Annotated in this window: 11 protein-coding genes and 2 pseudogenes; 8 read left to right on the top strand and 5 right to left on the bottom strand. The window is 65.1% G+C overall.

Going from position 1 to position 11,449, the window contains the following annotated elements; all coding sequences use genetic code 11:
- On the top strand, positions 1-226 hold a 226-nt coding region (locus AC50X9_RS19425), incomplete at its 5' end, for a universal stress protein (RefSeq protein WP_494896353.1).
- 48 nt (positions 227-274) lie between these two features.
- Entirely contained in the window at positions 275-709 is a 435-nt protein-coding gene (locus AC50X9_RS19420; protein ID WP_494896351.1) for a hypothetical protein, read from the top strand.
- Between the two features lie 61 nt (positions 710-770).
- Here the strand turns inward: AC50X9_RS19420 and AC50X9_RS19415 are convergent, their stop codons facing one another.
- Positions 771-1,115 (bottom strand): heavy-metal-associated domain-containing protein, encoded by a 345-nt coding sequence (locus AC50X9_RS19415; RefSeq protein WP_494896350.1) that lies wholly within the window; start codon positions 1,113-1,115, stop codon positions 771-773.
- Between the two features lie 818 nt (positions 1,116-1,933).
- Here AC50X9_RS19415 and AC50X9_RS19410 point away from each other — a divergent pair.
- Positions 1,934-2,227, top strand: coding sequence for a hypothetical protein (locus tag AC50X9_RS19410; protein ID WP_494896348.1), 294 nt, complete (start codon positions 1,934-1,936; stop codon positions 2,225-2,227).
- Between the two features lie 108 nt (positions 2,228-2,335).
- A complete protein-coding gene (locus tag AC50X9_RS19405; RefSeq protein ID WP_494896347.1) occupies positions 2,336-2,824 on the top strand; it encodes a hypothetical protein in 489 nt (162 codons plus the stop codon).
- 502 nt (positions 2,825-3,326) lie between these two features.
- On the opposite strand, the gene AC50X9_RS19400 is transcribed toward AC50X9_RS19405, so the two are convergent.
- Positions 3,327-3,704: an ArsR/SmtB family transcription factor gene (locus tag AC50X9_RS19400; RefSeq protein WP_494896345.1), complete on the bottom strand. Its 378-nt coding sequence runs from the start codon at positions 3,702-3,704 to the stop codon at positions 3,327-3,329.
- Positions 3,701-4,951 carry an MFS transporter gene (locus AC50X9_RS19395; RefSeq protein ID WP_494896343.1) on the bottom strand — a complete coding sequence of 417 codons (1,251 nt, stop codon included), beginning with the start codon at positions 4,949-4,951 and terminating at the stop codon, positions 3,701-3,703. The genes AC50X9_RS19400 and AC50X9_RS19395 overlap by 4 nt, the downstream gene beginning before the upstream one ends.
- A gap of 416 nt (positions 4,952-5,367) precedes the next feature.
- Here AC50X9_RS19395 and AC50X9_RS19390 point away from each other — a divergent pair, with 416 nt between their 5' ends.
- Positions 5,368-8,109 carry a cation-translocating P-type ATPase gene (locus tag AC50X9_RS19390; RefSeq protein ID WP_494896341.1) on the top strand — a complete coding sequence of 914 codons (2,742 nt, stop codon included), beginning with the start codon at positions 5,368-5,370 and terminating at the stop codon, positions 8,107-8,109.
- 168 nt (positions 8,110-8,277) lie between these two features.
- On the opposite strand, the pseudogene AC50X9_RS19385 reads toward AC50X9_RS19390, so the two are convergent.
- Positions 8,278-9,006, bottom strand: a pseudogene (locus AC50X9_RS19385) (VIT1/CCC1 transporter family protein); the annotation flags it as partial.
- On the opposite strand from AC50X9_RS19385, the pseudogene AC50X9_RS19380 reads away from it, so the two are divergent.
- Positions 8,997-9,201 (top strand): annotated as a pseudogene (locus AC50X9_RS19380) (hypothetical protein); the annotation flags it as partial. The pseudogenes AC50X9_RS19385 and AC50X9_RS19380 sit on opposite strands and share 10 nt — an antisense overlap.
- An 89-nt stretch (positions 9,202-9,290) precedes the next feature.
- On the opposite strand, the gene AC50X9_RS19375 reads toward AC50X9_RS19380, so the two are convergent.
- Positions 9,291-9,470, bottom strand: a complete 180-nt coding sequence (locus AC50X9_RS19375) for a CsbD family protein (RefSeq protein WP_494896339.1) — start codon at positions 9,468-9,470, stop codon at positions 9,291-9,293.
- A gap of 340 nt (positions 9,471-9,810) precedes the next feature.
- Between AC50X9_RS19375 and AC50X9_RS19370 the strand changes: the two genes are divergently transcribed.
- Together AC50X9_RS19370 and AC50X9_RS19365 are read left to right on the top strand one after the other, a co-directional pair.
- Entirely contained in the window at positions 9,811-10,479 is a 669-nt protein-coding gene (locus AC50X9_RS19370; protein ID WP_494896337.1) for a tyrosine-type recombinase/integrase, read from the top strand.
- 237 nt (positions 10,480-10,716) lie between these two features.
- Positions 10,717-11,421 carry an acyltransferase family protein gene (locus AC50X9_RS19365; RefSeq protein ID WP_494896335.1) on the top strand — a complete coding sequence of 235 codons (705 nt, stop codon included), beginning with the start codon at positions 10,717-10,719 and terminating at the stop codon, positions 11,419-11,421.
- The last annotated feature ends 28 nt before the right edge of the window (positions 11,422-11,449 follow it).

The following is an 11,449-nucleotide window of genomic DNA, read 5'->3' as shown; positions in this document are numbered from 1 at the left end:
CGTCGACAGAGAGGGCGTGACGGTCACCGGGGACATTGTCCAGGGAAACGCGGCCGCCGTGCTCCTGCGGGCCGCCGGGAACGCTGACCTGCTGGTTGTGGGTTCCCGCGGTCTCGGCGGATTCGCCGGGCTGCTGCTCGGCTCCGTGTCCACCCAGGTCCTCCATCACGCCCCCTGCCCGGTGCTCGTGCTCCGGAACCGGTCCCGGACCGCAGGCGAGGAATGAGTGATCAGTTGACCCGCAAGGGGAACCCATCCGGTGAAGGCAGCGGCCGTGACCGGTGACCACTCCTCCGGCCTGCATCCGCCGGCCGTCCCCGACGGCGGGACGGTTCCGGCGCGGACCGTCCGGGGCAGGCTCCACGCGTTGTGGCACATGGTGGTCGGAGCGGTGGGTCTGATCATGGGCCTCCTTCCGCACGTCCTGCACCACATAGGGCTGCTCGCCGGAACCGCACTGGTGGCCGGATCCGGCGGCACCGCACTGTTCGGGGCACTCGGGCTTCTGGCATCCATTCCCATGCTGGTCCGCCTCTACCGGCGGTTCGGCAGCTGGATCGCACCGGCACTGGGACTGCTGGTCTTCGTCGCCATGTTCTCCCTGTCAGCGTTTGTCATCGGCCCGGCCATCAGCGGCACCGGAGCGGACGTGACCCCGGGCCCGGTACCCACCCCGGGCCACACCAGCGAACACACCGGAGGACACTAAACACAGGAATTCCCTTGGGCACCCGGGAACCAAGGCCTTCGCGGCCAAGGACGTGGAAAGGCTACTTCGCGCCGGTCAGGGCGTAGCCGGAGGAGCGCACGGCCTCAGTCAGCGCCGCCTGGTCTGCGGTGCCGGTGACACTGAGACGCGACGTGCCGCCCGGAACCAGGTCCACGGCCGCTGACTGGACCCCGGATACCCGGGACACGGCCTTTTCGACGGTCTGGACGCAGTGCCCGCAGGTCAGCCCTTCCAAGGCGTACTGCGCACCGGACACCTGGGGCTCCGACATGGCGGCGGCCGGAGCCGCGGCCTGCGTTTCGGCCGCGGGGGCGCAGCAGCTGCAGCCGTGCTGCGTGCTTGATGCCAGGGGGAGTTGGGTTCGTGTTTCGGCTGTTCCACACATGTCAGTTTTCCTTCGCAGCGAGGGATAAAGGGGGGCTGTTGTGGTTGAACGGCTGTAGCGGCATGGGACCCGGACAAATCACGTCACCGGCAACACTCACATGATACCCCCCGGGGGTATAGGACGCAAGAGCCTTCAGTATGGTTCTGCTATCCCCTTCCTCGGAGGGGGCAGCGTTCCTGGCGTGGCTCACGGGAGCCGCGGGCTCCCGTTTGACCCCTGAGGCCAGGCCCCCGTCATCTGGTTTAGAGTCCCCTGGGTCCTCCTGGGGAAAGCGGCCGCCTGACCCGCGGCCGGCGAGGCCAGGGCGGGGTGACAAAAGACTCTGATGCGGCAGGCCGGGCGGGTTGATAATGAACGGCAAGGGCGCTCGTGCGCCTGCGCGCCGTCAGGAGGCAAGCCATGGGCGCCCTAGGGCCAAGTCTTATAGGGCACCAGGGACGCTGAACGTCATCCGCCGCCATGGCAGGGCAGAGACATTGACGCATACCCCTAGGGGGTATACGTTCGGTTTAACCGGAAAACGACGTCCCGGGCGAAAGCCCATATGCAATGAAGGTCCGGCTACGGGTGGACGGAGCCCGCCGCCCTCCCCGGATTCCCTCATTTTGCCAAAGGACGCACCTTGCCTTCCGGCCCCAATCCCGCACCCGATCACCAACCGGCACATGCCAGCAGCCGCAGCCGACCTGCTGATCCGGCCGTCCCGCCGGCCAGCACCGGCGTAGAAGGAGGAGCGATGACTGCGCTTCTGAAACGTACCGTCGTAGAGGTCCGCGGCCTGCACTGGGCCGGAATCTCCGCCGTTGACCCGCCCCGTGAAAATGGCCTTGGTCAGCTCCCGCGTCCCAACGCACCAGTCCGCCGTCGTCGGTGCGTCCCTGCGCTCCGGATTCGTCCCCACGCTCCGTCTGGACGTCACCGCACCCATGGACGAGACGGTGGACGCGCTGAACCGGTTCCGACCCCGGATCCTCGTCGGGTACGCCTCAGCACTGAAACCCCTCGCGGCTGAACAGCGCGCCGGCCGGCTGCGCATCTCACCCGAGAGCGTGATGTCCGCCTCCGAAGTCCTCAGCCCACACACCGCATCTGAATTGGAGGCGGCCTAGGGAAGCGCCCCCTTCGATGTCTACGCCGCCACCGAAACGGCCGGGATCGCCTCCCCCTGCACCTACCGGCACCGCCACGTCTACGAGGACCTGCTGATCATCGAACCGGTGGACCAGCACGGAAACCCCGTGCCACCGGGGACAACCGGGGCCAAGCTCCTCGTCACAGTCCTGTTCTCCCGCACCCTTCCACTGATCCGCTACGAAATGTCCGACACTGTCAGGCTGGCCGGACGGGGATGCCCCTGCGGGCGCTCCTTCACCGTTCTGGCGGAGATTGAGGGGCGGGTCGAAGACGTCCTGCAGCTGCCAGGTAAGGAAGGCAACGTAAGTGTCCATCCAATCGTGTTCCACCACGTCCTCGACCAGGCCGGCGCCTCGGGGTGGCAGGTCATCCAGGAGGCCTCCGGACTGCGGATCCTCATGGCGGGCCTCACACCCGGAGCCTCCACCGATCGGGTTTCGACTGCCGTAGCCGGCGCGCTCAAGGAAGCCGGTGTAGTCGACACCGCGGTGGACGTACACGTTGTTGAACGCGTCGAACGGACCGCTTTGGGGAAAGCACCCTTCGTGCGGGGGCTGACGGGCCGACGATGACAACTCGGTCCTCCTGAAGAAAATCCCGACCGGGCCATTCGGCGAGGCCTCGAATAGGTGCAAACTGGGTCGTCATCGGGTTGCGAGGAAGCTCTCATACAGAACGGTGCTAGGCCCGGGTTGTCGTAGATGAATCCCATGGGCCAACGCTAGACACCGCCGGCGCGGTCAAGAGCCAGTTCTAGCACCAGCGGTGGGATTCCGGCGCGCTGAGCATGGGAGTTGGGCTGGCATTCAGGTGGTCGACGGGGCGGGTCCGGCCAGGTCCCGGGAGGCGGGACCATCCAAACAGTGAAGTCGTTGTGCGGGATATCCAGTTCCATCGCCTTCTAAAAAGGCTCGCGCCACGGTCTACCGATGGCTCCTCTAGACCAAGCGGTTCCGGTTGAACCCCGCGAAGAGTTGCGACGCCGAGTCAACGAACGAAGGAACGGCAAGGGTGCCACGGCCCGTGCGGGCTCGGCACTTGGCGGCAGGACGTCAGCAGGCATCCGGGGGGTGGTCAGCCGTGGGTGGGTTCGCCGGTGATCCGGTGGTCGGCGTGGTTGATGGTCTCCCGGATGAGCCGGACGAGGTGTCCGTCGTGGAGGGAGTAGATGACGTGGCGCCCGTCTTTGCGGGTGTCCACGAGTCCGCTCAGTCGCAGTTTGGCCAGGTGCTGGCTGGCCACGGTCCGAGGCACCCCGGCCGCGGCCGTGAGCTCAGTGACGGTTTTCGGTCCGTCGGCGAGCTGCCAGAGCAGGTGCAGGCGGGTCGGTTCCGCGAGCATCCGCAACGTGCCGGCGGCGGTTTCGAGCAGTTGCGGTCCCGGGGTGACCGGATGGGCCAGGGACGGAATCTGAGGGGCGGGGACAGGTGCTCTGTCAGGTTGACTGCTCAACGTGCTGCTCCTTCTGTCTCCGGTTCCTTGGCTGCTGCGGCGTGGTGCCGGGGCCAGGACAGGAATGCACCTGCACTGCCTATCATCGCAATAATTGTCAGTGCCACGGCAGCCCAGCCCAAACCGGCCATCGCTCCGACCCACCCGGCCAGCGGATACGTCAGGATGTAGCAGGCGTGCGAGAGGGAGAACTGGGCCGTGAACACGTACGGCCGGGTCTCCTCCGTGGACGCGTCCCGCAACAGCCGCGCGGAGGGTGTGAGGATGGTGGAGTTGGCGGCTCCGAGCAGGAACCACAGGCCCAGCAGCAGCCACCAGCCCGACCCGGGGACGCCCATCAGAGTCAGCGCCGCCGCGCCGGCCAGGACGAACGGAATGACGGCGGCGCCGGAGAGCATCACGGCCCGGTCCCCGAACCGGTCCAAGACCCGTGGCGCGGACAGGGCCACGATCATGGACCCGACCCCGAAGCAGGCCAGCGCCAGGGCCAGGTCCGTGTCGGGACGGTGCAGAACGTCCCGGACGTAGACGACAGTGTTGACCAGCACCAGTGCCGTCGGGGCCGCGACGACGAGGTTCAGTGCCAGCAGTGACCGCAGGCGGCGGTTTCGCCAGAAAATCCTGGCACCCAGGGTCGTCCGGTGCCACAGCGACGTCTGCGGGGGACCGGAGGCGGTGGCCCGGGGCAGGGCGGTGATCGCGACCATCAACGCGGAGAAGACGAAGCCTGCGACGGTGCCGATGAAGAGGTTATTGTAGCTGACCAGGGTCAGCAGCAGCGCGGCGATGGCCGGACTGACCAGGGCCTCCATGTCATAGGCGAGCCGGGACAGCGACAGGGCCCGCGTGTAGTCCCTCTCATCCTTCAGGATGGTCGGGATCAGGGACTGGAACGCCGGGGTGAACGTCGCCGACGCACTCTGAAGCAGGAAGATCACGACGTAGATCTGCCACACGTCGCTGATGAACGGCAGACACAGCGCCATCGCGGCACGGATCAGGTCCGCTCCGATCAGGACTCGTTTCTTCGGCCACCGCGCCACGAGCGCATTGATCACCGGGGCCAGAACCACATAGGCCAGCATCTTGATCGTCAAAGCGGTACCGAGCACGGCGCCAGCGTTGCTGCCGGCCAGATCGTAAGCCAGCAGCCCCAGCGCGACGGTGAGCAGGCCGGTGCCGATCAGGGCAACGATCTGCGCGGTGAACAGCCGCCGGTAGGTCACATTCCGCAGAACTGACAACATCAGCCAAACCCCTTAGTTACATATGTGCATGTCTATGCACTCATCATAGATGATTGCTTTCATGCCGCCCGGGCAGGCTGGCGGCGGCAATCAGGAGTGCTGGGGCTAGGTAGCGCACGAGAAGGGCACATCATCGCCCGCCTTCCCAGCGATCCAGCGCACGGTCGCGCCAAGGAATCTCCTGGCGGCGGACTCCTCACAGGCGGCTAGCAGGATTCGGTCTTTCCGGACGTCACTGTTACCGGGGGGCTGCCGCGGCATTCGCTACCGCTTGTCGAGGTCACCATGGTTGGAAATAAGAGAATCTCTGCCAATCCAGGTGACTGCACCAGGGGCACAATACGTCCACCCTCGCCGGCGCCTACCGAATAGAATCCAATCATCATCGCGCACCAACCGAAAGTGGACGAAGCCCCATGACTTCCCCCTGGCACACCATCTCTTCCAGCCAGGTTGCGGAGGCGCTCGGCGTGGATCCCGGCGAGGGCCTGCCCGGTGGACTGGTGGCTGAACGGATCAGCAAGCACGGCCCGAACGTGCTGGCGGAGCCGGCCAGCACACCGGTGTGGAGGAAGATGTTCCGGTTACTATCGGACAAAATGACCATCGTGCTGGTTCTCGCGGCGGTCGTCTCGGCCTTCGTGTCGCGCGAATGGGAAACTCCAGTCGTCATCCTCATCGTGGGGGTATTCAACGCCCTCCTGAACTACGTTCAGGAGGCGCGTGCGGAGAATTCCTTGGCCGCGCTGCGGAAGATGTCGGTGGACACCACCCGGGTACGACGGAACGGACGCGTCCAGGAGGTTGACCGGGCGGAGCTGGTGCCCGGCGACGTTGTCCTCCTGGAGGCCGGGGACTCGGTGCCCGCGGACGGGCGGGTGATCGAAGCCTCCCAGTTGCAGCTAGCTGAGGCGGCCCTGACAGGCGAGTCCCTGCCTGTGGACAAAGACCCTGAGTCGATCACCCATCCGGCGGGACCCTTGGGGGACCGTACCGGCATGGTGTTCATGAACACAGAAGTCACGCGGGGACGCGGCACCGTTATCGTCACGGACACGGGCATGGGGACGCAGATGGGTGCGATTGCCGAACAGCTGGCCGGCGCCGGTGACTCCAGGACCCCGCTGCAGCGCCGTGTCGACCGGCTCGCACGGCTGCTGACCATCGTCGCGTTTGTCGTCGTGGCCATCGTCTTCGTTCTCGGGTTGCTGCGCGGGGAAACCCTCCACGACCTGCTGCTGACCTCTGTGTCCCTGGCTGTGGCCACGATCCCCGAAGGACTAACCGCCGTTGTAGCCTTCACTCTGGCTATGGGCGCCAACCGGCTGGCCGCTCGGGGGGCGATCATCAAACAGCTCTCCGCCGTGGAGACGCTCGGCTCCACCAGCCACATCGTTTCTGACAAGACCGGCACCCTCACCCTCAACGAAATGACAGCCAGACGTCTGCTCGTCGACGGCCACGCCTTCAGGGTGACCGGCCAGGGCTACTCCACGGATGGACGCGTCCTCAGCCCCGACGACACCGCACCCGGCGCCTTCCCGGACGCCTACTTGGCCATGGCTCTGTGCAACGACGCCACCGTGCGCGACGGGCAGCTGGTCGGGGACCCCACCGACGGGGCCTTGGTAGTTTTGGCTGAGAAGGGCGGGCTCGACGTCGACGGGGCCCGCAAGGCCCATCCGCGCCTGCAGGAAGTGCCCTTCGACTCCGACTACAAATTCCAGGCCACTTTCCACGAGCAAACATTCCGCATGGGTGACACCACCGAGGCCGACTACCGGATCTTCGTCAAGGGCGCCCCCGGTGTCCTGCTGGAGCGTGCTGATTGGGTGCTCGGCGCGGACGGACCCCGTCCGCTCACCGACGAGGACCGTCACCACATCCGGGCCTCCGTGGACGAGCTGGCCGATGAGGGTCTACGAACCCTGATGATCGCAGGACGCACACTGGACGACGGCGCCCCCGGCGCCAGCCCCCTGCCGCTCGACGGTCAGACACTGCGGGAACTGGCTACCGGCCTGATCATCTATTGCGTGGTGGGAATCACAGACCCGCCCCGTCAAGAGGCTGCCGAAGCCATCAAGGTGGCCCAGCGCGCGGGCATCGCCGTACACATGATCACCGGCGACCACCTTCGTACCGCCTCCGCCATCGCAGCCGCCCTAAACATTCATGGAAAGGCAGCCTCAGGCGCCGAACTCGACGAGTTCGACGACACCGCCCTGCGCGAGCGTGCCCCCCGTTACGGGGTGCTCGCCCGCGTCGCGCCCGAACACAAGATCCGCTTCGTCAAGGCACTGCAGAGCCGCGGCGAGGTGGTGGCGATGACCGGCGACGGGGTGAATGACGCCCCGGCGCTGAAGCAGGCAGACATCGGGGTGGCTATGGGCATCACCGGCACCGACGTGTCCAAGGGCGCTGCCCGGATGATCCTCACCGACGACAACTTCTCCACCATCGTCGCGGCCGTGCGGGAGGGCCGCGGCATCTACGACAACATCCTCAAATTCGTCCGATTCCAGCTCTCCACCTCGTGGGGGTTCGTCATGCTGTTCTTAATCTGCGGTGTGCTGGGCATAGCTGGCGGCGCCCCGTTCACCGCCCTGCAGATCCTCTGGGTGAACATCATCATGGACGGCCCCCCGGCCCTGGCGCTGGGCGTTGAGCCCACCGAGCCCGACGTGATGCTCCGCCCGCCCCGGCCGGCCCGCGAACCCCTACTGACCCGCTCCCGCATCGGACGGATCCTGCTCGCCGCCGCAGTCATGACCGCCGGCACCCTGGCCCTGCTGCTGCTCGCACCCACATGGTTCCCTGACATTGACCCTGCGGGCATCACCACCTTGGCGTTCACCGCCTTTGTGTTCTTCCAGGTTTTCAATCTCCTCAACGTCCGCTCAGAGTCCCTCTCCGTCTTCTCCGCCCGCACCCTCACCAACGGCGCCATCTGGACCTCGCTGGCCGTCGTCGTGGTTTTGCAGGTCGCCGTCGTCCACACACCCGCCCTGCATAGCCTGTTCGACACCACCGACCTGACCGCCGGACAATGGCTCACCGCCGTGATGACCGGCTCGCTCATCCTCTGGGTCGAAGAGCTGCGCAAACTCACCACACGGCGACGCCGCGCAGCCGAATCTGCCCCGTCGATCCGCTAATTGGTACCCGTCGACGGGACGGGTGCCGGCTCCCCTCGGATCCTTCAGCAGTCGAACTCAGGCCACTCGACGTTATGCAGTGCCCACAGTAAACCGTTATCGAAATCCACGAGTGACCTGGAGATCAGCGCGCACCGCAGAATGCCGGTCCGGCACTTCCATGGATGTTTACGCGGTCCTGGTTCCAAACAGCATTCCGAGCAGGTAGGTCACGGCTGCTGCGCCGTAGCCGATGGCGAGCTGGCGCAGCGCCATTTTCAACGGGGCGCCGCCGGAGAGCAGCGCGACGATCGCGCCGGTGGTCAGCAGTGCCAGGCCGACGATGATGCCGGCGACGATGAGTGCGGTGATGCCCTCCAGTCCGAACAGGTTGGGGAGCACGGGCAGGATGGCGCCGGAGGCGAAGAACAGGAAGCTGGAAGTGGCCGCGCCAAACCCGGTACCGACGGCTTCGTGCTTGTCCTGGTCCGGGGATGTCACGATCGGTTTCTCGTGCGGGTTTTGCAGCGTCTCGGCGGCCTTGGCGTTCGCCTCGTCAGGGGTCATGCCGCGGGCACGGTACAGGAGGGCCAGTTCGTTCGCGTCGACGTTCAGGTGCGGGAGCCGCTTATGTGCGTCCTCGTTCGGGGTCGAGGCCTCGAGGAGTTCGCGCTGGGAGCGGACGGAAACGTATTCCCCGACCCCCATGGACAGGGCGCCGGCGAGCAGACCGGCCACGCCGCTGGGCAGGACCACCCCGTTGGACGCGCCGCTGGCGCTGATGCCCATCACCAGGGAGAGGTTGCTGACGAGCCCGTCGTCGGCGCCGAAAACGGCGGCACGGAAGCTGCCGGAGAGCCTGTTCCTTCCCCTTGTGGCCAATACGCGGACGATCTCGTCGTGGATCTCAGCCTGTGCCCGCCAAGCGGATCCGCCGCCTCGCGGCGGCGTTCAGCGGTGCCGAACTTGAAGACGCGCCGGCAACGATGCGCCGCACCGGCGCCCACGTCGCCCGGGTCTTTCGACGCCCAGGGCAACACCACCGGCGTACTGTTCCTGGAGGACATCATCGAAGAGCTCGTGGGCGAAGTCCAGGACGCCACGAGCGCCTAACCGGGACCTGCCCGGTTCACCGTGGCGATCAGAAGCATGAAGGGTGCGGCTCCACTGGAGCCGCACCCTTTGCCTGTTAAACCCGGAGATTAGTCTTTCTTCTTGAAAGCGTCCTTGACCTTCTCGCCGGCCTGTTTCAGGTCGCCCTTGGCCTGGTCGCGCTGCCCCTCGGCCTTAAGGCTCTCATCACCGGTTGCTTCGCCTGTGGCCTCTTTGCCCTTACCGCCAAGCTTCTCGGCGGCGTTCTTAATTTTGTCATCCAAACCCATGGTGTTTCTCCCTACGGTTGGCGCACGCCGGTCCGTCACCGGCGGCTAACTCTTTCATCCTATCCACGCCGGGCAGGGAGTGACAGAAATACGCCGTCCCCTCCGACGGTGGCATACTGCCGATAAGATCAGTGCATGCCCGGACCCGCAGACGTTCTTGGCCCCATTCTGGAACCGATGACCTGGGTAGGGTTCGTTCCGGGCATACCACTGCTCATCACGGGATGGATCATGGCCAAGCGCCGCTGCTATTGGACCAGCACAACGGCCGAGGTCTTCAAAGCGGGCAGATACAAAGGTTTCCGCTGGTCCGACAGCACAAACACCCTCAATCAATAACGTGCCAACGCCTGAGCCGACCAGAGAGCCAGTTCCGCTCACCGCCCAGCAGTTGCAATCGCTGGCCGAGCAAGCGGCGCTCGGCGGCCGCTATAGCGACAAATCCCACGAAGCGTACAAACTGCTCATCCTGTTCGCGGGGACCACCGGGCTGCGGTGGTCAGAAGTTGCTGGCCTTCGGGTCGATGGCATCAGCTTCGGTGCCCGCCCGGAAGTTGTTGTGCGGACCACGCTGGTGCCGGTGGCAGGACGGCTAGAGTTCCGGGAGACAACAAAGGGTCGCCGGCCACGCACCGTGCCAATTCCGGGATCGGTGGCGGCGATGCTGGCGAGTCATGTAGCGACACTCGGACGGTCGGCTCTGGTGTTTACGTCCCCGTCGGGTGCGCCGTTGCGGTCCAGTAATTTCGCGCGCCGCGTCCTTCATCCCGCTGTCGCTCGGTGCCAGGTGAATGATGAGAGCTTTCCGAGCATCGTGTTTCACGATCTGCGGCGGACAGCCGTCTCACTCTCGTACAAGGTGGGTACCGGGGTGAAAGTCATTCAGGACCTTGCCGGCCACAAATCAGCGATGACGACGCTGGATGTTTATGCGCACCTATTTGCCGAGGATGCACAGGCATCTGCGAGGGGAGTGGACGCTTTGCTGAATCCCGCGCCTGCCCCGTAGTCGTGCCGGTGGCGACCATGGAATGCGCGTGGCTGCTTTTTGGCTGTTTGATGCCGCGAAAACCTTTTGATAGCAAGGAATTAATGCACGACTCATAATCGTGAGGTCGGGAGATCGAGCCTCCCCGCCGCTACAGAGAGACCCTGCAGGCCAAGCCTGCAGGGTCCTTTTGTTAGTGTTGCGCCGCTGCGTGCTGGAGATCGGGCAACGAATCTCGCCTGCACGTTAAAGGGAATCATGACTGTCACGGCCGATCGACACGAGCCCAACCCCGCGCGTGTTACCGAGCGGAATGGTGCAGGAGATGCGCGAACGGGGCATCGCTCGGATATCCAGGCCCTGCGGGCACTTGCCGTCGGATTGGTGGTCCTGAATCACCTATGGCCTCAACGCCTATCGGGCGGTTACGTAGGCGTAGACGTCTTCTTTGTGATTTCCGGGTTCCTAATCACCTCCCACCTCGTCAGGGAACTTCAGGCGAGCGGCCGCATACGACTCGGAGCGTTCTATGCCCGGCGGGTGAGGCGCCTCCTACCGGCAGCGTTCCTCGTGCTAGTCGCCTCACTGCTTCTTGCGTGGCTCACGCTCCCACACACTCGGTGGGAATCCACGGTCCAAGAGGTTCTAGGCAGCACCTTCTACATTGAAAACTGGCTCCTCGCCGCCAAATCGGTTGACTACTCCGCCATGAATGAATCGGCAACGATGGCCCAGCATTACTGGTCGTTGTCCGTCGAGGAGCAGTTCTATTTGTTGTGGCCGCTCGGATTGGTGGCTCTGTCTGCATTGGCTCGTAGAACGCGGAAGACTTCCAAGTCCATTCTTCTGGCAGGCATCGGACTGACCACTCTCGCATCGCTCTTCATCAGTGTCTACATCACTACCGTGGCGCCCAATCAGGCCTATTTCTCGACTCCCGTCCGCATCTGGGAGTTCGGATAGGCGCCGGTCTCGCGCTTGCGGGCGCTTT

This window comes from Pseudarthrobacter sp. HLT1-3, from assembly GCF_059383535.1.
The sequence above is the reverse complement of the archived record's forward strand: the minus strand, read 5'-3'. Positions and strand labels throughout refer to the sequence as shown.